Raw genomic sequence first — 20,651 nt, 5'->3', positions numbered from 1 at the left:
CTCCCCCTGAATGATAACATTATATACATACTGTACATTATTTTTTAGGTAAATTTAATAATTCATTCTTGTATAAAAAAAGAGAATACATGTTACACTTTAAACATAGTATCCTCTTAATATTATAGTATAGTTAAGATGACTTTGAGCCAGTCGTTCGACCTTTTATTGATCTGGTATTTTGCATCTGCCTTTTTTAAGACAATTCCTTCAAGTCCTTGCTCTTTAATTAGGTTAAAATAATCAGTTCCCCTGCCGTACCATCCACTGAACCTTCGTGATTGCCTCTGTAGGCTCCAGAATGGCATCCAGAAGCTCTTTACGCTCTACCAAAGGCAACTGGGTCACTTTCTTTCCTTTGTGGTAAATGACGTCAAATACACAGTATTGGACCATGTGGTGAGACCGACGTGACATATATCGTTCCATCATGGCTTCAAAATCAGGTTTACCTTGTTTGTTTGTCCGTCACAACAATTTGTCCATCCAAAACCATTCCTTTTGGGATATCTACCTGATGTAGTTCCGGGAACTTTGAAGTCACTTCATTGTTATGCCGAAGGTATAAACGGACTTTATCTTCAAACTTAGTAAGAATGAGCCGGAAGCCATCCAGCTTCAACTCTGTTATATATTTATCATCATCAAATGGATGATTGGATTTGTGCAAAAGCATGGGTGCAACAAACTTAAGAACCACTCAACGTAATAGTAGCATGATAAGACGACCTACTTACCTGGTAATTTTTGATTTAACAATATTGCACAAATAATAAAAAGACAAGAAATTGACCATCTTGTCTTTTCAAACTCTTTTATTTACTTTACAGCATTTTCAAGAAATCTTGTTCACTCACAATCTCGATATTTATTCCTTCATTTATCATTTTTTCAGCTTTTATTAACTTTGAAGATTTATTTCCTTTGATCATAACATCCTCAAAATCGCCTAGTACAATATAATCTGTTTGATTGTTGATTCCGTTTTGAGGTGTTCCGCCCTTTTTCCCTACCAATACTGCAGCTTCTCTTCGTGAAAACACGGACAGTTTTCCCGTGAATACAACGTTCTTCCCGAACAATGGGTGTTCCGAATCTGCTTCATTGCTTACTTCAATTGAACGCAAATCCAACTTTTCTCCATTTCGGCTTAGTGCTGGGGAGAAGTAGTTTTCAAGCGATACTTTTCCTGGTTTTATAGATGTTTTTTCATAAACAGCATCTAAACTGTGTAATTCATAATTTTTAATTAAGCACATCATCAGTTCAGCACACGCCTTTGCGTCATCAAGGGCGTGGTGATGTTGGTTTAAACTAAGTTGAAAGTGTTGGCACAACGGTTTTATCCCGTAACTCGGAAGGTTAGGGACCAGTCTTTTTGAGAGCTGGTATGAACATAGTAGGTCATGATTAACCGGTGTGATTCCATACCGTCTTAAATTGTCACGCAGGGCATACCCGTCAAAAGCCATATTATGAGCGATCAACAGTTTATTTTCGATCCTGCTTTTAATCTTTTCGTAAAACACAGGAAAGGTAAGAGCATTCGCTACATCGCTCTCTCTTATTCCATGGATTAGTGTATTATAAGAATCAAATTCTTCCTCCGGATTGATGAGTTCATAAATAGAATCTAAAATCACACCGTTTTCTACAAATACCATTCCAACAGAGCAGATGCTATGACGGTTACGATTGGCAGTTTCAAAATCAAACGCAACGAAATCCATCCCTACACCTACCTCCTTTTTCGGACGAAAATGCCTTGTATAGTATGGATAGGTATTATATCCACGACCATCCGAATCGTTTTGATATTCATGGATTTGTTTTCTTACCAGTTCAATCAATTCTTCTTTCGTTGGTGCAAAGCAGCTTCTGCCAAATCCTACGAAACGCCAGACAAAGGCTTTGCGTTTTTTCACGTTATTGTTTTCATCTACATAATGCTCATAATCATACAGTAAAGTACCTACCCTGTTTTCAATCTGCACAAGTTCATAGGTCATGATTTTTGCATTCTTTTTGTAGTTTTCTTCTTTTTTCGTTAAAAACTGATATGTAGTGACTCCGTTATCAAAAAAATATAACAGCGCGTCTTCTTTTTTCACGTGATAATTGTTTATTCCACCGATACTTGTGACGTACTTACATTCTATTGGACGATGTGGGTCAGGATAATCAAAAAAATAAAGTTTTCCTTCTTTCATTTGTCATCAACCTCCTATACATCGATAATTAGTTCGATATTCCTAATGGAAATACCTGCTAATTTAATAAAAAAATCGTCCTAACTAATAGGACGATTTTTCAATAGTTACAAAAGCTGTGTTATTTCTGATAGCTTCTAATAATCAATAATTTTTTGCAAAGTAATACTCATTAAACACAGGATCATCACCTGGCAAGAAGGTGATTTTTATACTCTCTCCTTCATCCATATATGCAATTTTTCCTTTCCCTTCACCCTGTCTATATCATCAATCTTTAAGCTGTTGTAAATCGTCTGAAGCTTTTCTATAGGGATTACTTCATCAAACAGTTCAATCCGGGCTGCCTCATCTACTAGTTAATTAATTGGTCTAAACGCTTATTATTTTAAACTAAACCCCTTTTTAAGTAATAACACCATCGCAATAAAGGTTAAATTCACTTTAATAATAGTGTTACCTAAAAAAAGAGCATACAGATTGACAACTGTATGCTCCTTATTAATAATTATTCGCGCAGGCTGACATGGTTTCTTTTGTCGTTTGGGGATGACAGTGCGACTCTGGGTCTGGTGCCTTTTCGAGTGCCATCCATTTTCCACGTTTGAATTGGATTACCAATACTATTGCACGAAATGCGATATCGGCTCCGATTGCTATCCATACTCCCGCAAGTCCCCAGCCCAGCTTGATTCCAAGAAGATAGACAAGTACGGTTCGTACCGCCCACATACCGAATCCAGTCAGGTACATCGGGAATTTCGTGTTATTTGCCCCCTGGAATGCTCCTGTAAGTACCATTAATACAGCGAGGAACGGCTGGAAAATACCCGAAATCTTTAATGCGGTACCTATATCATCGATAACTTGCTGTTCGTCGGTAAAAATGCTGCCAGCCCAATCACCAAGGAAGAAGAGCAAGGCACCGAGCAAGGTCATCGCTCCTACTGTGAGATAGGTGGATAGTTTGGCATAATGCTTGGCTTCTTCAAGATTTCCCGCACCGATTTGCTGTCCAACCAAAATTGTGGCGGCTGTAGCAAATCCATATCCAATCATATAGGAAAATACTTCAACATTGCCGGCAATCTGATGAGCGGCAAATGCATTGGTACCAAGGGCAACGACGAAACCAAAATAGACGATTTGGCCGGCACGCATGACTAGTCTCTCGCCTGCAGCTGGGGCTCCAAGAGTAGTCAGTTCCATTAAATGTGTCCTGTCAATCCTCCAGTAATCTCTTCTGAAGGTAAGGGTTTCTGTTTTATTGACATAGTAAAATAGCGCAATGCTGCCAATCAATCGTGAAATTACGGTTGCAATCCCTGCTCCTACGATGCCCATTTCGGGGATGAACAAAAAACCAAAGATAAGGACATAATCCAAAACTGCATTTACAATATTGATAACAATACTTACCTTCATCGGCGATTTTGTATCGCCTGCTCCCCGCAGGATAGCGCTTAATACAAACATGAAGCTCATCACAATCGAAGGGATCCCAACAATCCGGAAATACAGGGCACCGGCCTCGAGAACCTCTGCCTCGATTCCCATCAGTTTCAGCAGCGGTTCAGCGAAAATCAAGGTAATGAGCCCTGTTAAAATTCCAAATATGGCAGCAAGTACGATTGATTGCTGTGATATATGCCTTGCTTTTTCCGGAAGGTTAGCACCAAGGAAGTTTGCAATCCTTACATTGGCCGCTACCCCAATTGCCATAAATAACGCAAAATATATCGCAAGGACTGCATTGGTGACCCCTACTGCCGAAACTTCTGCCAGACCGATTTTTGATACAAAGTATGTATCGACAAAGCCGAGGATCGTCTGGAAAAAATTTTCGATGACTGCGGGAATAGCAAGCACCGTGATAATTTTTAATCTTCCTTTGTTCGTTTGCGGCATGACAATTTTCCCCTCAATATCCTTCACAGTTCCACCTCCTTAACTAGAAAATTGAACAATAGCACACAATTCTGTGTGCCATTGCTGTACTGATGCCTATTACTTAACTTCAATCACAAAAGGCACCGTATAAAGTTTGTGTTTGTACTTGAACTGTCCCCAAATTTTATACAATCCACTTTGGGGAAAGCTGGTCATATACTCAACATCTGGTCCTTTTGTGTCTTCATCTACTGGATGGACATGGAGAAATTCATTCATATCCTCACTGACAATCACCACATGTCCTGCAGAACCAAGATATGGTTCAAGTTCAGTAATTGGGTTTCCATTCTTATCATTTAGAGTGAAAATCAAACTTATATGCTCATCCACTTTCGCTTCTGGGAGAATGAGCTCGATTGTCAGGTCGTCCATCTCCTTTTTCAAAAGCTTGTCGGGAACAACCTCTTCCATAGTTTCCGAACCGTTTACGACAAGCTCATGAGATGCAAGCTGCTGATTTGCCCCCTCCGGCAGGAAATCTGCATAAAATTTATATTCCCCTGCCTTTGGGAAGGTTGTCTCCACCTGAAATCTGCCTTTCCCACGATAATGCGGATGAAGATGCTGGAATACAGATAAATCCTTTTTAATTGCCAGTAGGTGCATTTCTTTTTCATGCACAGCTTGAAAAGTCTCGATAACCTTCCCGGAGAAATCTTTTATGTCAATAAAAATTTCTGTTTCTTGATCCACTTTGACCGTATGAGGGTTTGAGGTCCAATCAACCCGTACTTTTGCTATGTTCTCCTTATGGTCGGTGTGTCCCTGATGGGAGTCCATCATGCTATTTTCTTGATGATGTTCATGACTGTCATGTGGTGTTCGACTGGACTGGCTACTATCTTTAGTCATACTGCTGGTCTGACTGTGGTCATGATTGTTTACAGTACTATGTTCATTTTCAGTATTCATCTCTCGACCTCCAATCAAAATCTATTCTTCCATCATATGACTGAAATGATTCATGACTTTCTTTTGTTCATCTGGCGTACCCATAGGCGTTACATCTGCTTCAATCTCCTTCAGGAATTCAGTAACCATATTAAGCAGCTTTACTTGCTGAAGTGCCATTTCAATATGAGTCTGTTTGACCTGCGGGTCCTTCATTTTAAGAGCTGAGACGAAGTTATCCTTTGCCATTGCCTCTGTCGAAGCCTTAATTTCCATTGCGATATGCTTGTCCATCTGCTGTGATCCTCTAGATGTAGTTTCGAGCTGACCTTGCGGAAGTTCATTGAAATCCGGAAGTTTCTCAAAATCGCTTTTTTGAGAATCGAGCATATCCATCATGATGCGCACATGGCTTCTTAAAATTCCTAATTTGGTATTTAGTAATTTAATTAATTTTTCATCTTTTGCCTCTCTTGCCATAAGCTTCACTTTCATTATCATGCCGTCATGGGCAGGTAGGTGACTTGCAATCAACCCCAGGTCCGATGCTGGTAAAAACATGTTCATTCCTCCTTAATTTTTCGGTTCTTTAATATTTTTACCACAGGTTATTAGAACTAAACTCCATAGAAAATGCACATTTTACTACAGTAACCCTAATAATTGCAATTAAAAACTGGCGCTTATAAAATATGCACGGAGGTATTATGAGAATGTAATAATGCAATCATGTGAAAACTAGATAAGACGAAAAAGGAAGAAAAAGCTAGGTGAAAAAATTTGTTTTGGCCGCACTAGTCATATTGATTCTGGTCATTGCTGGCGGCTGGTTTTTTATGAGGGGCACTGGTGGGATGAACGGTAATATGCCAGGACAAGGCGGTGGTATGATGGGTAACGATAACGGAGAGGTTGAAGATATGAAGAATGACTCATTCGCTGATGGAGGAACCTTTCTTCCCATTCCCCCCATCCTAAAAGACGAGAATCCGGACCCAGGAAAAGCAGAGTTCACTCTTGTTGCCCAAAAAGGTTCTATGGAGTTTATAGAAGGCAAACCAACAGATACGTTTGGATATAATGGCGATTACCTAGGACCCGTGATTCGTGTAAAAACTGGAGATGATGTTTCGATCAAGGTGAAAAATGAGATTGATGAAGCAACCACGGTCCATTGGCATGGACTAGAAGTTGACGGCGACCAGGATGGCGGCCCTCATTCCGGCATCCAGCCTGGAACGACGTGGAATCCGCAATTCAAAATTGAACAAAACGCTGCTACTTTATGGTATCACCCCCATCTGCTCCATGAAACTGGCGAACACGTATATAAAGGACTTGCTGGTCTATTTATAATTGATGATGAGGATAGTGACAACCTGGATCTGCCTAACGAATATGGGGTGAATGATATACCATTAATAGTCCAGGATAAACAGCTCGATGAAAACGGTCAGTTTACCTATGATTTGAGCATGCACGATGTCATGATGGGACTGCATGGAGATACAATAATGGTGAATGGAGCCATTAATCCTTATGTTGAAGTTCCTAAAGGCAAGGTCCGTTTCCGGCTGCTAAATGGCTCCAATGCACGGATTTATCAATTCCAACTGAGCAACAATCAGAAATTTTACCAGATTGGGACAGATGGTGGACTCCTGGAAAAACCCGTAGAAATGGACAAGCTTATTTTAAGTTCTGCAGAACGTGCTGAGTTGATTGTTGATTTTTCAGAAATAGAAGAGGGAGAAACCGTGGAATTGACCGATAAGGGAACTTCATTTATGAAATTCATCGTCACGGGCGAGGAAAAAGGGCCAAATAATGTTCCATCAAAATTGGTTGACATTCCAGATCCAGATGAAACCATGGCTGCACGTACTCGGAAATTCGTCATGTCAGGAATGGGCCGTAATGTCAGCATCAACGGCAAACAGATGGACATGAATCGCATTGACGAGCAACTTAAGCTTCATGATACCGAGATTTGGGAAATTTCGAATGAAGGAATGGGCATGATGGGTAATAATATGGGCATGGCTCATCCGTTCCACGGCCATGGAACCCAATTCCTGATCCTTGATCGTGATGGGAATCCCCCGCCGCCAAATGAACGCGGATGGAAGGATACTATTTTGGTTGCACCTGGAGAAAAAGTCCGAGCAATTGCAACATTTGATCATCAAGGGTTATTCATGTACCATTGCCATATCCTCGAGCATGAAGACGCAGGGATGATGGGGCAATTTAATGTGGAATAGGCAAAAGACTCCGGTGATTTACCGGAGCCTTTTGGTTGACCACTGTTTTAGGGTTTATGCATCTCAGATTCGCACCTATGCAAATAACGCAACTATAGCAGAAAGGCTGTCGCATTTTAAACGACAGCCTTTCATGCATAGGAAGTAATCTATATTAAAAGGGGGGGTGTCCTAGCAATTAAATAATAACGAGTCAACGTGCACATAGTGTGCAATTCATATTACACATTTATTACATTTCGTTAAAATTAATAGGTGGATTTTATCTGTAACAGATATTATCGCTTTTTGTTTGTTCCAATTGATTCAATCAAGAAAACCAGATACTGTTCTAATTTATGTATAACATATTTACAAAACAGCTTATTAAAATTGTGTTCATCTTATTATCACTTATTCGGAAATCAAGGATCAGGAAAAATGACTATGGCCTGCTTGCCCATTTGCTCCCAGGCCTCCTTAAAACTGCTGTATGGTTCTTTCCTGTTTTTTATTCCCGTGATAGGATCGTTAAAATATATATATTTATCGTCGTAACCTGTAATCAGCACGGAATGTTCTTTGTAGGTGATTGATACAGGTCCTGATGGCGTTATCCATTCCTCAAAATAAGAGACCGGCAGCTCCTTATAGGTTGTATTAATAACCACCCATATGGGAAGGTCCAAAGATAAATAGGTATTAATTTCGGAAAAGTCAGCCCCCGTTATATCCTTTACTTTACCAGGTAAGTATTTTTCTGCTAGCTCAGCTATTGGTCTATGGTAAACACCAAACCCGGGTTTCTTATAGGTATACATATCCCCAATATAGCCATCGTTTGGATGTCCCCAGTAAGTTACACCCTCTCTTTTTTTGAGCAACACAGGATTCTTCTTAATACCTGAAGCTAATTCCATTTTATCCACATCAATATCATTGTATTGAAGCAACATTGCAAGACTAGTTACTTCACATCCTCGTGGAAGTTCCGGGAATTGTTTAACCACCGGTGCGTCAAGAAGCACTTTATCCTTTATTCTTACAATCACATTTTCCTTTATTGGTCCCTCGTTTTCATACGGTTCCTTCATTGAAGTTGCTTGATTTACAACATTCCCTCGCATTGCCAACACCTTATCAAGTGATTCACCGTTCCGATAAAGAATAAATGTATAAGCGATTTGGTAAGCAATTATGAGAGTTACCATAATGACTGCATGCCTCAATATAACGTTCTTAATCTTTGTACTCCCCCTGCCTGTAAATTTTTCAACCATGTTACCATTAAATTTAGGAGAATTTATGCAGGGTGTCATTTTCTTATCTTTTTGGTATTCTTTAATTAAAACCCCAGATCTCTATGGGAGTCTGGGGGGGTATGATATGTGTTTAAGCTACTGATTAGCAGCACTTTCTTTATATGACTCACCTGCCAATCCTTTACGCCTTCGATACCAGGCGAGTGAAAGAGAAAGGCCAATCAAAACCAGTGAAATGACCTGTGCAATTCTTAGTTCATCAGTTACCATTAGACTGTCTGTCCTCAATCCCTCCACAAAAAACCTGCCTACTGAATACCAAATGAGATAAGAAAGGAAAACTTCTCCCCGCTTGACTCCAAACTTTCTGATGGCAAGGAGTACAAAAAAACCTGAAAGATTCCATAATGATTCATACAAAAAGGTTGGGTGGTAATACGCTCCATCTATATACATCTGGTTAATAATCCAGTCTGGAAGCATTAAATCTTCAAGAAAGGTTCTTGTGACCTCTGTTCCATGCGCTTCTTGGTTCATGAAGTTTCCCCATCGACCAATGGCCTGCCCGAGAATAATGCTAGGAGCAGCTATGTCAGCGAGCTGCCAGAAAGAAATTTCTTTTTTTCGTGCGTAAACTATCGAGGTTGCTACCGCACCGATCAATCCTCCATGGATGGCGATGCCGCCTTCCCAGATTGCTAGAATCTGTCCTGGATTATCCAAATAGTAATCTAGTTTGAATACTACGTAATATAACCGAGCACTAAGGAGAGAAATCGGGATCGCCCAAAGAAGCAAATCTGAAAAGACATCCTGGTGCAACCCTCTTCTTGTTGCTTCTTTTGTAGCGAGTAACCATCCTAAGAAAATCCCAAAGCCGATAATTATGCCGTACCAATAAATAGTGATAGGGCCTAATTCCAATGCTATTCGATTAATTGGTTCAAAGTTTCCCATCTATTTCACCTCTTCTATGTCATTCTCTGTCATCATACCTTGTATTTATGGATTTTGTATGGAGGGAAACAAAGAACATTGATTTTCCCTTAATCGTCATTAGCTGGAAAGATAGAATTGTGCTAGCTGATTATAAATGAAGAAACGGCTGTATGCGGACCGTTTCTTCCAGGGGAGATTAAGAAGTAACCACCTACATGTTAGAGGAACTTTGTGCAATAACTAAGGATATTTAATCATTCTTCTCAACTTGGATTGAACTTTCCTTAATATATTGCCGATTTTTTTATGTGCATAAACTTCCTGCATACTTTCTTCTCATTTATTCGTTACCCTAGGTTAATAAAACTTTGTGAAAAGCACAGAGTGAATATCCTTAATTGGAGTGAGAAGCCATGCTAATCAGGAAACTTTATAATAATGGCCAAATCATCATACCGAAGAAAGTGACACAAAAACTCGGAATTGAAGATGGTCAAGTGCTTTATATTTATAACGAAAAAGATACTATTGTTATTGAGAAAGACCACGAAAATAAATACTTAAATCAGGCAACACTAAATAATGGTAACTTAACGATACCTTGTGAACTACGTAAATTGCTAAACTGGGAAGGGGAAAATTCCCTGGAAATGGAGGTAAGTTCCAACAACAAAATTCACCTTAAGAAAATTTGATTAAAGCTCAATGCTAAAACACTAACGCATTTTTAAAAGGAATACGACTTCTGTACATCTCGACAGGCACAGAAATGTCAATTCTACCGTCATATTCTCTACTATGCTTACCTTATAGCAGGGGTGGCATATCCTATTTATTGGAGAGTTTCGCTTTCCTAACACAAATAGTCAATTGAGGAATAAGTCGTAAAAAATTAGAAACACAAACAAAAAACGGTTCTTGAACCGTTTTTTGTTATATAGATCTATTTATTGGGAGAAAGCAACAGTCTTCTCATTATTGACCCCATTAGTCTTTCTTCGCCAACAACAGACAATCCTGCTGCTTTAATGTTTTCCATTGTCTCCCGGTTTATATTTGCGCCCCACATTCTCACTGTTACTGGATTCAGGAAATCCATTACAAGTCCTGCCGCCTGGTTTTCGCTTCTCATATGCTCAAGCATAAGAATCTGTCCGTCCGGTTTGCAAACCCTTCTAAGTTCTTCTAGACCCAACACCGGGTCTGGTACAGAGCAAAACACACAGGTAGATACTACCGTATCAAAGCCGTTATCCGAAAAGGGCAGTTCCTGGATGTCACCCTCAATCAGTTCCATTTTATAAGGCGCATTAAGTTGTGAAGCTTTCTGTTTTGCATAATTTAACATATCGCTGCTGAAATCCACTCCAATCAAGGACTTAATACTACTCGGATAAAAAGATAGGTTCGCCCCAGTACCTACCCCTGCTTCCAGGACATCACCATATGCACCAGCCAACAAGTCCCTCCTCCAATCTTCTCGAATCATCTTATCCATACTGTCATAAATCTTTGAAACTCGGTTGTATCTTTTTTTAATTTTCTCATTTAATTCCTGTTTCAATGATACCATCCTCTCTGAATACGGATTAGTGACCATTATACTGGCAAACTGTGCACAAAGAATGAATAAAGGTATTTCTAGTTCCATTTTTGAACCTTTATAATATAATTTTAATGAGGTGAAAAAAATGTGTGTTTCTCATCATAATATCGACCAGCTATCATACTATACCGCCGAACAAATCGTTCAATTCACAGTATATCGCCCGTTGTATATTGAATTGATTGGGGAAGGCAGATTTGCCATTGAAGCAGGCCAACCCTTTCCAGCTGAGAACCACGGAGTGATTTCAAAAATCGCACTGGCTGATAAGGGTGGTAAGCTGTACCGAATTGAGCCAGATGAAATCGGACTCAAGTTTGCACGCGGGGAAATCGATTACAAAGAATATTTAAATCAACAGAAAAAGGGAAACAGGCAACTGATTGGTCTGACACTAGGACTCATCACTCTATTTGCAACAGCAGGTTGGGGATTTGTTTCGCTTTTCTAAAAACAATCATTAAAACTGATGAATAAAAAAGCTGCCGTTTGGCAGCTTTCTTTTAGAATAGGTTTTTAGAAATCATTTCATATTCACTTTGAGAAATCTCGCCTTTGACATAACGAAGTTTCAGGGTTTCAGCAGGAGATTCCTTTTGTATTGAATCTTGCTTCTGCTTTTTGAAAGAGTACATAAGGTCAACAATCAGTTTCCTTGTCCTCTTGGTCAGTCTGAACAGATCTCCAGTCTTCAATAAGTAATATAAGACTATGGCTGCTAATATAAGAGTAATCACTTCATTCACCTCGATTACGATTTAATCGTTTTTAAAATTTGCTGGAATTCTTCTAAGGTGATCTCTCCTCTTGCGTATCTTAACTTTGCCATTTCTTCTGCTTCTATTGATTGGATATTCCCTGAATTCACCTTGGGTAAAGACTGGTTTTTCATCAGAAAATATACTCCAATTGCAATTAGAATAAGGAAAATTAAAGTAGACGAGTTAAAGTATGGCATCATTCCAAACTGGGTGAAGCCTGATGGACCGCTATATCCATTTATAAAAGAACCCATGTGACCGTTCATCATTTGTCATTACTCCTTTATATTAAATGAGATTTTTCAGTTTAACGTATTCTTCTTCGGTAATTTTGCCTGCAGCATACCTCAAATCAATGATTTGTCTGGCTGAGTTATGATCTGGAACGTGAGTACCCATCTTCCTAAAGAATTTTTGTAAATCGCCTGTTTTGTAAAGGTAAAAACCTATTGCCAAGATCAACAGTGTAAACATTGTTCCAATCCTCCTGAATTTTGAATTTTGGTATTAAGGGCCAGAAAACCGGCCCTCGAAGGGATTTTATAAGCCCGTGTTCCCCATACCCTGGAAATTCCGGCTGTTAGATGCGCCACCTGTGCCATGCATCCCTTTATACATATCCTCAAGGTCTTTAGTGCTCAAATCAGGATGCATTTCCTGCATATATGGTTTCATTTGTCCAAAGTTGATATTCTGGTCATCCATGAATTTTTGCATATCATCAAAACCTCCTGATTCCATCATTTGATTCATCTCATCGATATTTACACCCTGCTCACCCATGAACTCCTGCATATTTTCAAAGTTGCCTTCACCCATGATGTTAGCCATATTCTTGAAATCAATTCCCTGTTCCTTCATAAAATCAGCAGGATTAACTGCATTTTCCTTCGCGGATGCCATATACAATCCTGTACCTCCTGTTGCGATAAGGGCTGCTGCTAATGCGCCAGTAATAATTGTCTTTTTCATCATAGTAAACACTCCTATTTTTTTATTTTTATAAGGTTTTTTTAAACTTTTTATAAAAGGTTTGCTTTCATTTTCTCGAATTCTTCGACAGTGATTTCTCCTCTTGCCAACCTGTCCTTGGCAAGATCAATTGCTTGATTGTTCACTTGCTGGAGTGGAAGCGTTTGTTCACTCCTTCTATTTTGGTTGAAAGCCAGATACAGCAGATAGCCAACTGCCAGGAAAACTATTATCATCATTAAAGAACCACCTCCCATCCCGAAGCCTCCAAAGTAACCATACCCAGGTCCCATCATCATTTCCTTCTCTCCTTTCCATTTCTTTATACTTTCATACTCTCTTAAAAATTTGTAGAAAGTATGAAGTGAAAAATGTTATTTTGAAACAATGTCTTTCATCTTCTGGTACTCTTCCGGGGTGATGTCCCCTTGTGCCAGTCGCATCTTCAATTGTTCCATTGCTTTATCAGGCAAGTTCGCCCCATCTGATTTCTTCCTGTTCTTCAACAAGTAGATCAGGAGACCAATCAACAGCAAACCAATAAGTAAGCCAAACGGTCCGCAGCCAGCTGTTGCAAAACCAGGTCCCATCATGCTAGCTCCTCCTTTCTAGTGATGATGTTTGTTTCTATGCTTTAAATATAAAAGCGAATCATGGAGAAAGTATGTAGAGTGAAAAAATTATAAAGAACATCAAATATAGGAGATTATATCGATTGTACTTATTGTCCTCACTATTCTGGCTGTTCCCGGAATAACTGAATAACTTACTTTTTGTAATAAAAAGTTGGGCGCTACTGGGATGTAATCAACCTACCTGTTAGCCCCCTCACTCTATCCATTGATCTAGTAGAATATATCCATGTTTATCTAAATGATTTATTTGAACTTCTTTCCCCCTCACTGGGATCGTTGAAAGAACCGCCCAATATATAATAGGCTGGACGAGTTTTGCCAAATTATATTAATGGTTGGACTACAAGCAAGTTATCACCTTGGGCTTACAGATCTACATTAACCATTTTTCTTTCCTGCTACATTGAAGTCATAAGAAGCTAGACCCGTTAAAAAACTAAAGGGTTCCGTTTAGAGGTAGTTTCCTAAAAATACATGCCGAAATGACAGTTGAAGTGCATCGTTATTTGTATAAAAAAAAGTTAAACTCGCCATTCATAATTTAACGGGTTTACTTGTGAGGTGCAAAACGTTAAATCGCACGGCAAATAGCAGGAAATTTCACAACACAAACCACAATATATTTCGCTGGCAAAAAGGCTTAGAGTTATTTTCAACTCTAAGCCTTTTTTGTATTATCTTATTTCGCTAAAGCACCCGTTAGTTTAAGTGTAATCTTTCACAAACTTTAAATGAAAAAACCATAAGATAAAATCAAGCTCTATGGTTTCATTTGCAATCATTAATAGACCCATAACGTTCCTTCTGGCCATTTTCCATTCCAACCGCAAGGAAAGTTTCCGGATTCATATATAGATAGTAAATCGAGGAAAAATTTCTTTCTAACGTTACATCTTTTATATGTCGCTTCCATAATTGCGTGTGAAATATCCCAAGTTATACAATCAATAAATATTTGGTCTAAATTATGCTTCTCTTTTATTATGTTAATTTCAGGTAATACTTCCACATCAATATACATTCTAACCTCTCTTGCAAGTTGGTTCCAATTTAAATATTGAGGTTTGCACCGATCATGTAAAAAACTAGTTAGTTCATTACTTGCCTCTAAAGTTGTATTTTCCCATTCTGTGGTTTGGTAGCTTTCCTTAGCCTCTACCCAAGAATTCACATAAGTTACTGGAATATTTATCTCCGTGTTTGTTTGCATTCCACAGTTTTCAAACCATTTTATGTTCTTTATTCTTTCTAACACATTGTCCTCTATCTTCATAATTCTCACACCCTAACAGAAATGCTTCAAATATTGTAGATTTACACTTGTTAATTAATGAGTCTTGATTTAGTGAAGATTATATCATTCTGGTTTCAACTAATCTCCCTCAATAAAAGAAGCCAAAACGCCCGATTTCTCTGGTTTTCACAGTATTTCACTAGTAGCCATTTCAGTCATGAATATCGTCATTATGGTTGGATTTATCTTACGAGGATAAATTTGGACTTCAAAAGCAAAAAGATCTAATACCCGTTCTACCACTAACTTACAATAATTGGTGGCTATGGTATTTTATGATCGCACTGGTGGATGTCCACATTTCTCATGGAGGTCAACCCTCCCATGCCTCACAGAGTCTTCGCTCTCAAATTCCTTCGTCCAACCTTTCCATGAGGTGGATGTCAGTCATGCTGCTCCACAGGGTCCATGCCCGAAGTTTAGTTGCTTTGCTGACTAATCCGTGCTTCAAATATATATGACGTACTTCAGCCTAAAAACCTACCTGCTACTCTACAGTTGCCACCAAATTAAGCTGCCGCTCTAACTTCAATTCGTTCTCTCATATGAGGGATATCCTTTAACATTCTTTCTTCACTGAACTCAAATTGTTTTTTGCCTATGGCAAAGAAAATACGAATCAACTTATTGCACAAGGCGATTAACGACTGCATCTTCTTTAACGGATTATCGGGACGCTGGGTATAGTAGATATGCAAAGCCTTGAAAGCTTGGTTCTTGGCAACCATGATCATACACACCCTGAACAGGAGTGCCCTTAGCTTCTTCCTGCCTCTTTTGGTTATCTTGGTTTGTCCCTTATGCTTACCAGAAGTGTTTTCCTTCAAGCTCAACCCTGCCAGTTTGATGATTTGTCTAGGGTGGGAGTACTCTTGTAGATCTCCCACTTCGGCGAAGAAACCGGCAACTGTATCTCTTCCTACACCCTTGATTGCCAACATTTGCTGTACACCAGGGATATGTTCAATAAGGTTATCTATCTTTGAATCTAATTCTTCAAATTTCATCTGGATTAAATCATACTTATCTAGCAGTGTAGTCAACTCAAGTTTCGCCATAGCTGTGCCCTGGCGAAGCCCGATTGATTCTGTCGCTGCACGCTTCAACTCTTGTATCTTGTTCAGTCCCACACTTCGGGTAACTGCTTTCCTTAGATGAACCAATAAATCCTGATCAGAATAGCCAATTAATTCGTGTGGTAAGGCTTCCAGCCTTAAAAATTGCAGGGCTGCTTTCCCTTCCCAGCTTTTAAAAACCGTCAAGAACTCGGGAAAATATCGGTCGATCCAGTTGTGAATCTGCCCCTGCACGGTTTGAAGGTCATCAGTCAGTAGATCACGAATTTTTTTCGCCACCCTGAGTTCTGCATAAACTCCTTGTGGAATCGTAGGTTCGGCGTATCTACCATCCTTGACCAGCTGTGCAATAACTCTGGCATCTTTCACATCGTTTTTTGTCGGTGAATTGTCGTCGAGTTCCTTGCTTTTCTTTACATGTAACGGATTAACAGCTACAAACTTTATCTTATGTTCTTTCAGAACGTGAGCTAGGTTTAACCAATAATGACCGGTTGGCTCCATGCCTACAATCACTTGTTCCATCTCTTGTTCCTTTTTAAGTTGAAGGATCCAGTCGAGGAAAAGTTGAAATCCTTGCTTGGTATTATCAAAAAAGCAAGGTGATCCAAACTCCATACCTCTATAGTCCTGCGCGCGTGCGACATGTTTGAACTTCGCAATATCAACACCTATAATTAAAGTCTGAGAAGTAATTTGAGCAATTTTATCATTTTGGTTATAATTCATTACACGGCCTCCTGGTATATGAGTTTTGTCCTTTTCGCTGGCCAGCTTCAGGACTCTCTCATTCTACCAAGAGGCTATTTTTTTATACAAACTCCATTTTCTTTCATTACAGGAATGCTGCTTCGTTAGTGAAAGAAACCAATATTGTAATTTGGCCATCGTGTACGCTTTTAAGTATTCTTTCAATATTTCAATTTTTGATATTCATTCCAAATTAAATTTGTGTTTAAAAAGGTTAAATCCCTTAGCTCCCATCCGTTTTTCAATAGTGTTAGTATCACTTGCATCCCGAAAAAGTAGCCGGATTTGCCGAATTTCAAATTCTCATTTAGCATAAAGTATTTTTCCATAAGAGATGGAGTTATATTTTTCTCGAAATCTAATTTAATGTCTTCCTCAATCAAATGAATGTTTTCTTTTAGAAGATTGTATTGTTGGTCATCTAAAAACAACATTTTCTGAAGATTACTATGAGAAAAATCCATCTTATTCATAATCAAGGGAGTTAAAGTTGCAAGACCTTCTGCTATAATTAACTGCCCTACCGTCAAATTATCCTCTAACAAGGAATCAAAACGTACCAGATGATTAAATTCGTGCTGTATTAATCTCTTAATATCTATATTCGATAGTCTTTCCAAACCTAAATATAAAAATGGTCTGGATGCAGCGGGCAATGCCGTTCCATCTATGTGTCCAAAACCGACCAACATATAAACATCAAATTCTTTTGTAAATTTAAAGTAATCAGCAGCCTTTTTCAGTACTTCAGTTACCTCTGCCTGGTCTAAAACCAGTGAACTGTTATTTGCCTGTTTAGCTAAATAATAAAAGTCAATATGGGGAACTATATCCTGCTTTATTCTTTCTATATCTGTCATATACAAATTAGCAAAGATAGTATCGAAGATTTCTTTGTACTCTTTGTAATAGTTCAGCCAAGCTTCCTCTTTACTTTGGTTATTTTCCAAGTTTTTAATGACATTTAAAAAAGAGTTCAGTCCGCTATGTACTTGCATCGTTACCCCCCTAAATTGCTATAGCCTTACTCCACTATCCTGCATCGTTAGTTGAACAAACTCTATTTATAGAATAACATATTTACAAAATATTCTTATAAATAAATTAGTAGAAACAGGGTTATAAATTTACTTCATAAATATTTTTTAACAACCTAATTAGCGACCATTTTAACAGGTGTACAAAAATTATTGTAGACCTGTTATTTACTATGCTAATTAGTGCGCTAATTCCACTGCTAAAACCTATAAAACCACCATAAACCATTGATATATCAACGAAAAAAAGAGATGAGAATTAGCGTGCTAATTCCATCTCTAAAAGGTGTGTTATTTCGTGTTTTCTCCCTATCAACCGAACGGGTTAATAAAAAGAAATGGTGGGTTTTTTCCCACCATTCAGAAACGTTCACACATATTATTTTTTGGATTTTCTTTCTTGTAATGTCTTTGTAGTGAACAAAATGTGACTCTTATTCATTGGCTATTTTTACGGTATAACCATGTTTTTGGAAAAGTTCCATTAAATATGAACCATCAATTAGGGTAATAGGCTTGTCCTTCACAAATTTATGGCTATCATTTCCAAAATAACTAGTGGTCACTAATAATCCCTTTGCAGCACCCTCATTAATCATGGTTCCATAAAGGTCCCTTACAGCGGAAACTGGTACAACATTATTATATCTTTTAGCTTGTACAACAAATACTCCTCCACGAATTGGATCAGGATCATAGACAATTACATCCACTCCGCCATCCCTGCTCGCTTTTGTGGTTCTTACTTCGCTCCCATTAATAGAAAACATTCGCTCAAATAGACCACGTACTAGATGCTCAAAGTCTTCCCAGGGCATTTTAGAGATATTTGGGATATTTTCCACCCCTATTAAAATGTCTTTGGATTCAACAAATCTATTTTCGTTTTTTGTAAATTCCATAAAGGGTTTCACAGGTGCCATGTCTTTTAATGCACCAATTGAAAGACCCTTTAACTTTCGAAAACACTCTTTAGGGTTCACTCTTTCTAAATTTAAAGGTTGATAATCCTCTTTCCCAACACTTAGAGTTATAATGCAGGACGTAAAATCATTGCCAGTAGCTGGGCTTGTCCCATGAACAATTCCATTAAAAACAATGGTATTAATGTTGTTATGAGTATCACTACTAAAAAGTTCATGGATTGTCTTTAACGACAATTGGTAAATGACATGATCATAAAAAGAATCTAATTCTTTCTGATTCATTAATTTTTCAGTGATTTCCTTTTTAGTTTTGATGTATTTGTATTCAATAACTCTTGGCATCCTATCAGGCGTGGGAAGCGTATAATCAACAATTAAGGATTTCAGTTGCTTTATATAATCAATCTCAAACTTTGGATTAAAGCTGGTCGGTAAAGGTGCTCTCCTTATGACTAAATCGCAATGTTCAAAAACTGCATGTTTTTCCCCTTCAATAAGACCATTTTTAATGTTTTGAATTGATTCATTATGGTTGTTTTTAGCCGCTTCAAAAATTGACTTCTCTTCTAGGTATTTTTGATATAACTTTTCCTTCTTATCTCTATAGAGGCGATATTCTCTTTCATAATCTAATCTGGCAGCCTCCTCAATCTTAAGACGGGAGTTTTTTATAAATGGTAAGAGATCTTCCCAAAACGATGTGCCTGGTACCTTGTGCTTCTTAAAATACTCTTCTAATTTTGGTGCAACATCATTAAATACGAATGGTTCAAACTCGCTTTTAATTAAAAGGTTGTCCCAGTTTACTGCATGGTTTATTTTTGCCGAGTTTAAAAGTAAGTTTCGGTAATCATTAATTAACTGATTCGCTTCCTTTGTAAGTGCTTCGGCTTTCAATAAATCCTTTTCCTCTTTATTTTTGTTTTTTAATTTCTCCACTTGTATCTTCCACTTTTCCTTTTGTTCTTTTACTTTGTTATCTAACTCAACCGAAGTTTTGCCTTTTATAGTTTTGCTAACTCCTAAATGAGTGTTGGAGATGGTTTTTTGGTAAGGATACTGTGATGCCATATTCAATTCCCCTCATCGAATCACCTATTATTGAAATAAATAGTAATATAACGAGAATCAATATACAAATTTTGGAATATTCACAGAAATTTTTAAAAACAAAAAAGCATCAGTTAATTACCAGATGCCCATTGGATTTAATATATTTATATCCTTCAATTGATTTCGACTTTTGAATAATAAAGGAATTTACTAATTTAATCTTTCCCATTCAACAAAATTATTATCTAATATAACCAGGCTTTTGCATTGTAAGTGGTAGTAGCAACCATATTGGCAGATTGTAATTGTAGTACATATTCAGGTTTTTACTTGTTACCAATAATATCTTCGTATTCTATCGTAATGTGTTTTCCATTATATGTCTCAAAATTATTGACCCTGCATTTGGTAATAATAAAGAAATTTATGTCAGTATGTTATAAATGGTTCACCGCTAAACTACCAGGTAAATCGGCAATTGCCACAAAATACTTAAAAGAAGAAAATTGGTACACTGTAATACCTGTTGGTGGGGATATTCCTTTTAATACTGATGAAGAAAAGCAGAAAATTGCGGAAAAATATGAGAAGGCTTATAAAGAAGAAATACCCTTCAAAATCAATTCAGTTTAGTATTTGAAAAACGCTTGATAATTCAAGCATTTTTCTTGTCATTTAAATGGGTAATGTGTACGTCTTTGGATCACTTTGAAAAGATTCATCGTATATAATTCTTATAAAGTATCAGAGCATGTGAAGGAAAATGAAAACAGTTGCTTAAGCAAAAAATTGCTCAAAACGGACGTTTTTTGTGATTCACATTATTGGAGCGACTAACACATGTGGAAGGTTGCTTAGCGTTATATCCTACTCTCAACTGGGCTTAACTAAGTCTTAATTTGATGGACATGTGGTTGCTGCCTAGTAATCGAAAATTCCTAAACCCTAATTCCTTATTACAGATACCTTTACCAATATCTGAAACATCATCACAAAAATAAGCGTTAATTCTAAAATAAGCGTTAATCCTTCTAGGATCAAAG

Annotated in this window: 24 protein-coding genes; 4 read left to right on the top strand and 20 right to left on the bottom strand. The window is 37.9% G+C overall.

Translation table 11 applies throughout. The features are described from left to right. Positions 1 to 122 precede the first annotated feature (122 nt). From J7E37_RS22505 to J7E37_RS15845, 7 genes are all read right to left on the bottom strand, one after another. Complete coding sequence (locus J7E37_RS22505) at positions 123 to 308, bottom strand: ATP-dependent DNA ligase (RefSeq protein ID WP_215025037.1); 186 nt, start codon at positions 306 to 308, stop codon at positions 123 to 125. Next, on the bottom strand, positions 244 to 429 hold the full coding sequence (locus J7E37_RS15870; protein ID WP_483297219.1) for an ATP-dependent DNA ligase: 186 nt from the start codon (positions 427 to 429) through the stop codon (positions 244 to 246). The genes J7E37_RS22505 and J7E37_RS15870 overlap by 65 nt, the downstream gene beginning before the upstream one ends. A 19-nt stretch (positions 430 to 448) precedes the next feature. Beyond that, positions 449 to 676 (bottom strand): ATP-dependent DNA ligase, encoded by a 228-nt coding sequence (locus tag J7E37_RS15865; RefSeq protein ID WP_215025031.1) that lies wholly within the window; start codon positions 674 to 676, stop codon positions 449 to 451. 148 nt (positions 677 to 824) lie between these two features. Beyond that, positions 825 to 2,210, bottom strand: a complete 1,386-nt coding sequence (locus J7E37_RS15860; protein WP_251009707.1) for an exonuclease domain-containing protein — start codon at positions 2,208 to 2,210, stop codon at positions 825 to 827. A gap of 501 nt (positions 2,211 to 2,711) precedes the next feature. After that, positions 2,712 to 4,118, bottom strand: a complete 1,407-nt coding sequence (locus J7E37_RS15855; protein ID WP_215025291.1) for an MATE family efflux transporter — start codon at positions 4,116 to 4,118, stop codon at positions 2,712 to 2,714. A gap of 99 nt (positions 4,119 to 4,217) precedes the next feature. Further along, the gene (locus tag J7E37_RS15850; protein WP_215025028.1) at positions 4,218 to 5,075 is read right to left on the bottom strand and encodes a hypothetical protein; all 858 of its coding nucleotides are present in this window, start codon (positions 5,073 to 5,075) and stop codon (positions 4,218 to 4,220) included. Between the two features lie 21 nt (positions 5,076 to 5,096). Next, positions 5,097 to 5,615 (bottom strand): hypothetical protein, encoded by a 519-nt coding sequence (locus J7E37_RS15845; RefSeq protein WP_215025025.1) that lies wholly within the window; start codon positions 5,613 to 5,615, stop codon positions 5,097 to 5,099. 209 nt (positions 5,616 to 5,824) lie between these two features. Between J7E37_RS15845 and J7E37_RS15840 the strand changes: the two genes are divergently transcribed. Next, positions 5,825 to 7,318: a multicopper oxidase family protein gene (locus J7E37_RS15840; protein ID WP_353050028.1), complete on the top strand. Its 1,494-nt coding sequence runs from the start codon at positions 5,825 to 5,827 to the stop codon at positions 7,316 to 7,318. Between the two features lie 404 nt (positions 7,319 to 7,722). On the opposite strand, the gene J7E37_RS15835 is transcribed toward J7E37_RS15840, so the two are convergent. Next, positions 7,723 to 8,616: a C39 family peptidase gene (locus J7E37_RS15835; RefSeq protein ID WP_251009706.1), complete on the bottom strand. Its 894-nt coding sequence runs from the start codon at positions 8,614 to 8,616 to the stop codon at positions 7,723 to 7,725. A gap of 78 nt (positions 8,617 to 8,694) precedes the next feature. Then, positions 8,695 to 9,516, bottom strand: a complete 822-nt coding sequence (gene lgt, locus J7E37_RS15830; RefSeq protein ID WP_215025022.1) for a prolipoprotein diacylglyceryl transferase — start codon at positions 9,514 to 9,516, stop codon at positions 8,695 to 8,697. Positions 9,517 to 9,911: 395 nt separating this feature from the next. Between lgt and J7E37_RS15825 the strand changes: the two genes are divergently transcribed. After that, entirely contained in the window at positions 9,912 to 10,193 is a 282-nt protein-coding gene (locus tag J7E37_RS15825) for an AbrB/MazE/SpoVT family DNA-binding domain-containing protein (RefSeq protein ID WP_215025020.1), read from the top strand. Between the two features lie 248 nt (positions 10,194 to 10,441). On the opposite strand, the gene J7E37_RS15820 is transcribed toward J7E37_RS15825, so the two are convergent. Next, on the bottom strand, positions 10,442 to 11,071 hold the full coding sequence (locus J7E37_RS15820) for a methyltransferase domain-containing protein (protein WP_215025280.1): 630 nt from the start codon (positions 11,069 to 11,071) through the stop codon (positions 10,442 to 10,444). Between the two features lie 118 nt (positions 11,072 to 11,189). Here J7E37_RS15820 and J7E37_RS15815 point away from each other — a divergent pair, with 118 nt between their 5' ends. Then, on the top strand, positions 11,190 to 11,555 hold the full coding sequence (locus J7E37_RS15815) for a hypothetical protein (protein WP_215025017.1): 366 nt from the start codon (positions 11,190 to 11,192) through the stop codon (positions 11,553 to 11,555). A 52-nt stretch (positions 11,556 to 11,607) separates the two neighbouring features. On the opposite strand, the gene J7E37_RS15810 is transcribed toward J7E37_RS15815, so the two are convergent. The 10 genes from J7E37_RS15810 to J7E37_RS15765 form a co-directional block, all read right to left on the bottom strand. After that, positions 11,608 to 11,841 (bottom strand): SHOCT domain-containing protein, encoded by a 234-nt coding sequence (locus J7E37_RS15810; protein WP_215025015.1) that lies wholly within the window; start codon positions 11,839 to 11,841, stop codon positions 11,608 to 11,610. A 14-nt stretch (positions 11,842 to 11,855) separates the two neighbouring features. Then, entirely contained in the window at positions 11,856 to 12,134 is a 279-nt protein-coding gene (locus tag J7E37_RS15805; protein WP_215025011.1) for an SHOCT domain-containing protein, read from the bottom strand. Between the two features lie 19 nt (positions 12,135 to 12,153). Further along, entirely contained in the window at positions 12,154 to 12,339 is a 186-nt protein-coding gene (locus J7E37_RS15800; RefSeq protein ID WP_214705856.1) for an SHOCT domain-containing protein, read from the bottom strand. A gap of 66 nt (positions 12,340 to 12,405) precedes the next feature. Then, positions 12,406 to 12,840 carry a hypothetical protein gene (locus J7E37_RS15795; protein WP_251009704.1) on the bottom strand — a complete coding sequence of 145 codons (435 nt, stop codon included), beginning with the start codon at positions 12,838 to 12,840 and terminating at the stop codon, positions 12,406 to 12,408. Positions 12,841 to 12,887: 47 nt separating this feature from the next. Further along, a complete protein-coding gene (locus J7E37_RS15790) occupies positions 12,888 to 13,136 on the bottom strand; it encodes an SHOCT domain-containing protein (protein WP_251009703.1) in 249 nt (82 codons plus the stop codon). 75 nt (positions 13,137 to 13,211) lie between these two features. Next, a complete protein-coding gene (locus J7E37_RS15785; RefSeq protein ID WP_215025007.1) occupies positions 13,212 to 13,430 on the bottom strand; it encodes an SHOCT domain-containing protein in 219 nt (72 codons plus the stop codon). 823 nt (positions 13,431 to 14,253) lie between these two features. Beyond that, positions 14,254 to 14,745, bottom strand: a complete 492-nt coding sequence (locus J7E37_RS15780; protein WP_215025004.1) for a hypothetical protein — start codon at positions 14,743 to 14,745, stop codon at positions 14,254 to 14,256. Between the two features lie 530 nt (positions 14,746 to 15,275). Further along, positions 15,276 to 16,571, bottom strand: a complete 1,296-nt coding sequence (locus J7E37_RS15775; RefSeq protein WP_215025001.1) for an IS110 family RNA-guided transposase — start codon at positions 16,569 to 16,571, stop codon at positions 15,276 to 15,278. 182 nt (positions 16,572 to 16,753) lie between these two features. Continuing rightward, positions 16,754 to 17,590, bottom strand: a complete 837-nt coding sequence (locus tag J7E37_RS15770) for a DUF2268 domain-containing putative Zn-dependent protease (protein WP_215024998.1) — start codon at positions 17,588 to 17,590, stop codon at positions 16,754 to 16,756. 473 nt (positions 17,591 to 18,063) lie between these two features. After that, a complete protein-coding gene (locus tag J7E37_RS15765) occupies positions 18,064 to 19,626 on the bottom strand; it encodes a restriction endonuclease (RefSeq protein WP_215024995.1) in 1,563 nt (520 codons plus the stop codon). A 312-nt stretch (positions 19,627 to 19,938) separates the two neighbouring features. Between J7E37_RS15765 and J7E37_RS15760 the strand changes: the two genes are divergently transcribed. After that, positions 19,939 to 20,241 (top strand): hypothetical protein, encoded by a 303-nt coding sequence (locus J7E37_RS15760; RefSeq protein ID WP_215024992.1) that lies wholly within the window; start codon positions 19,939 to 19,941, stop codon positions 20,239 to 20,241. The last annotated feature ends 410 nt before the right edge of the window (positions 20,242 to 20,651 follow it).

This window comes from Bacillus sp. ISL-39, from assembly GCF_018613295.1.
Lineage (GTDB): Bacteria > Bacillota > Bacilli > Bacillales > Cytobacillaceae > Mesobacillus.
Note: the sequence above shows the minus strand (reverse complement) of the source record. Positions and strands in the feature narration are given on the sequence as shown.

Coding starts and splice junctions, on each gene's coding strand:
- J7E37_RS22505 (WP_215025037.1), bottom strand. CDS start 308: ATGCCATTCTGGAGCCTACAGAGGCAATCACGAAGGTTCAGTGGATGG.
- J7E37_RS15870 (WP_483297219.1), bottom strand. CDS start 429: ATGGAACGATATATGTCACGTCGGTCTCACCACATGGTCCAATACTGT.
- J7E37_RS15865 (WP_215025031.1), bottom strand. CDS start 676: ATGCTTTTGCACAAATCCAATCATCCATTTGATGATGATAAATATATA.
- J7E37_RS15860 (WP_251009707.1), bottom strand. CDS start 2,210: ATGAAAGAAGGAAAACTTTATTTTTTTGATTATCCTGACCCACATCGT.
- J7E37_RS15855 (WP_215025291.1), bottom strand. CDS start 4,118: ATGCCGCAAACGAACAAAGGAAGATTAAAAATTATCACGGTGCTTGCT.
- J7E37_RS15850 (WP_215025028.1), bottom strand. CDS start 5,075: ATGAATACTGAAAATGAACATAGTACTGTAAACAATCATGACCACAGT.
- J7E37_RS15845 (WP_215025025.1), bottom strand. CDS start 5,615: ATGTTTTTACCAGCATCGGACCTGGGGTTGATTGCAAGTCACCTACCT.
- J7E37_RS15835 (WP_251009706.1), bottom strand. CDS start 8,616: ATGACACCCTGCATAAATTCTCCTAAATTTAATGGTAACATGGTTGAA.
- lgt (WP_215025022.1), bottom strand. CDS start 9,516: ATGGGAAACTTTGAACCAATTAATCGAATAGCATTGGAATTAGGCCCT.
- J7E37_RS15825 (WP_215025020.1), top strand. CDS start 9,912: ATGCTAATCAGGAAACTTTATAATAATGGCCAAATCATCATACCGAAG.
- J7E37_RS15820 (WP_215025280.1), bottom strand. CDS start 11,071: ATGGTATCATTGAAACAGGAATTAAATGAGAAAATTAAAAAAAGATAC.
- J7E37_RS15815 (WP_215025017.1), top strand. CDS start 11,190: ATGTGTGTTTCTCATCATAATATCGACCAGCTATCATACTATACCGCC.
- J7E37_RS15805 (WP_215025011.1), bottom strand. CDS start 12,134: ATGATGAACGGTCACATGGGTTCTTTTATAAATGGATATAGCGGTCCA.
- J7E37_RS15800 (WP_214705856.1), bottom strand. CDS start 12,339: ATGTTTACACTGTTGATCTTGGCAATAGGTTTTTACCTTTACAAAACA.
- J7E37_RS15795 (WP_251009704.1), bottom strand. CDS start 12,840: ATGATGAAAAAGACAATTATTACTGGCGCATTAGCAGCAGCCCTTATC.
- J7E37_RS15790 (WP_251009703.1), bottom strand. CDS start 13,136: ATGATGATGGGACCTGGGTATGGTTACTTTGGAGGCTTCGGGATGGGA.
- J7E37_RS15785 (WP_215025007.1), bottom strand. CDS start 13,430: ATGATGGGACCTGGTTTTGCAACAGCTGGCTGCGGACCGTTTGGCTTA.
- J7E37_RS15780 (WP_215025004.1), bottom strand. CDS start 14,745: ATGAAGATAGAGGACAATGTGTTAGAAAGAATAAAGAACATAAAATGG.
- J7E37_RS15775 (WP_215025001.1), bottom strand. CDS start 16,571: ATGAATTATAACCAAAATGATAAAATTGCTCAAATTACTTCTCAGACT.
- J7E37_RS15770 (WP_215024998.1), bottom strand. CDS start 17,590: ATGCAAGTACATAGCGGACTGAACTCTTTTTTAAATGTCATTAAAAAC.
- J7E37_RS15765 (WP_215024995.1), bottom strand. CDS start 19,626: ATGGCATCACAGTATCCTTACCAAAAAACCATCTCCAACACTCATTTA.